This window comes from Armatimonas sp. (assembly GCF_043760365.1).
Classification (GTDB): domain Bacteria; phylum Armatimonadota; class Armatimonadia; order Armatimonadales; family Armatimonadaceae; genus Armatimonas.
Window position 1 is genome coordinate 1 of the sequence record NZ_JAYUPA010000306.1, and the last position, 1,932, is coordinate 1,932.

Sequence of the window (1,932 nt, forward strand, 5' to 3'; positions counted from 1 at the left end):
GATCTTTTTGTGGCTTTTTGTGGATCTCGCCGCCACCCCACTCCTGCTCACATCGCTCCTGCCTGCCTCCGGCGACCCGGCGCGGCTCCTGCACTACCCAATCACGCCTCGGACACTGGCGGCAGCGCTGGCCACGGGCGCGTTTCTAGAGCCCGTCGGGCTTCTGATTCTCTCCCCAATTTTGATCGCACTGCCCGTGCACTTTGGTCTGGGCGTGCTCGTGCCAGAGATTTTACTCCTTCTCACCGCGCTTCTTTTGGGGCAAGCCCTGCTCTTTCTGGGCGGAGCGCTAGCACGAAACCGCAGGGTGCGAGAGAGCCTCTCGCTGGTGACTCCTCTTCTCGCGGCGGGTGCGTTACTGCTGGCCCTTCGTGCTCCGGCAAAGGCCGCCCCCCCGAGCCTTCCCTCCGGCCCACCGCCTGTGGTTCTCGCGCTCAGCCCTCCCGGCTTGGCGGCGCAGCGTAGCATTGTCGGCTGTCTGGGCCTGCTGGCCTGGGGCGGCGGAGCACTACTACTCGCAGGAAAGCTGGCGGCGGCACGAGCGGGTACAGAAACAGAGCGTAACAACGGAGAGAAAGTGGGTATCTCGCCCCTACAGCGCCTGGCACAGGGTTCCGCGCTGACACTTGCCGCCAAGGAGCTCTCGTACTTCCTGCGCGAGCCACGGCTTCGGGGAACACTCAGTCGCTCCAGTATCGTGATGGTGGTCGTGGGTGTCCTCACACTCTACCCCACCAACGCGCCGCGCCTGCTTTGGGACTCGATCCTCGGCACCGGCACGGTGTTTTACCTTCTCTTCTGGCTTCTGGAGCGCGCCTGCAACCAGTGGGGCACCGAGTCGGCGGCGGGACGGCTGCTCTGGAGCTTTCCTGGGGCGCGCTGGCGCTGGATTCTGGGCAAGAATCTCGCCCTTCTGCCTCTGCTCGGGGGCTGCATCACCTTTGCCCTCACGGAGTACGGCTTCCTTGCGCATCCTCCGGCAAGAGCCCTCGCGGGCTACTTTCTCACGGGCATTCTCTGGATCTTTGGGATCCTCGCACTGGGTAACTTTGTCAGCCTTTTCTTACCCTTCCCGATACTGGGAAAGGCCGCGCAGTCCAACCCTAGCCAGGACTTCATCACCGCCATTCTCTATATTTTTGTTGGGGTAGCCGCCGCCTACCTCACCACTTATCTCTGGCTCGCCCCACTTGCCTGGGCCGTCTCCGTTCCGCTCGCGGGTCGCTTGCTCGTCAGACGTGAGCCACAGATCATCGAGGCGCTAGAGTAGCCACAGAAGATCATCGAAGGCTCCTTCGCGCACCAGGGGCTCCACTTCGCTAAAAAAAATAAACGTCTGCCCATGCTGCCCGATCTGGCTGTTGATTCGGTAGCTGATGATCAGCTCCCGCAGTCGCCCTTGAATCACCTCCAGCACCACCGGGTCACGCGCGTCCGAGCGGCGCGGCGTGGCACGAGGGCTCTCTTTGAGCAGGTCGTAGGTGCGCAGTGCTGCCGTCGCGATTTTCATGGACATGAGGCTATTCTACGCCACAACGGGCTAGGTATGGGCACTCTTTGCGATCAGCCAGTGGCTCCCAAAGAGCAGAGCATCCACCACGATAAAAATCACGACCTTGACCAGTAGCTTCGCCGCTTCGTGGCGGTTGGTCTGCAAAAGAAACTGAAAGGCACTCTCACGCTGCTGGGTGAGCGCTTCCTCCTCCGGTCGCGCTGGCTTCTCGCTCGACTCCCCCTCCAGACGCGTCCCTATTTTATGCTCCCAGAAAGCATCGTTGGAGAGGTGCCGCTGGTAGTCCCACTTGTCCATGGTAAACAGGGGGCTGAAGAGCTGAACGAGTGTGTAGAGAAGCATACACAGCGCGACGGCAAGGGCAATCGCCGCGACAAAGCACACCGAGAGGCCATAGGTTTCCAAGGTAGACATCTTCA

3 protein-coding genes are annotated in these 1,932 nt (G+C 61.4%); 1 reads left to right on the top strand and 2 read right to left on the bottom strand.

The features are described 5' to 3' along the window. Window positions 1-1,270: hypothetical protein (locus ACH2EH_RS07335; RefSeq protein WP_395140350.1), on the top strand; the 1,270-nt coding region annotated here is incomplete at its 5' end. On the opposite strand, the gene ACH2EH_RS07340 is transcribed toward ACH2EH_RS07335, so the two are convergent. Both ACH2EH_RS07340 and ACH2EH_RS07345 read right to left on the bottom strand, forming a co-directional pair. After that, complete coding sequence (locus ACH2EH_RS07340; RefSeq protein WP_395140352.1) at window positions 1,262-1,516, bottom strand: hypothetical protein; 255 nt, start codon at window positions 1,514-1,516, stop codon at window positions 1,262-1,264. The two genes, ACH2EH_RS07335 and ACH2EH_RS07340, sit on opposite strands and share 9 nt — an antisense overlap. Before the next feature lie 24 nt (window positions 1,517-1,540). Next, window positions 1,541-1,932 (bottom strand): hypothetical protein (locus ACH2EH_RS07345; protein WP_395140353.1); only part of this gene is annotated, 392 nt, incomplete at its 5' end.

Coding starts and splice junctions, on each gene's coding strand:
- ACH2EH_RS07340 (WP_395140352.1), bottom strand. CDS start 1,516: ATGTCCATGAAAATCGCGACGGCAGCACTGCGCACCTACGACCTGCTC.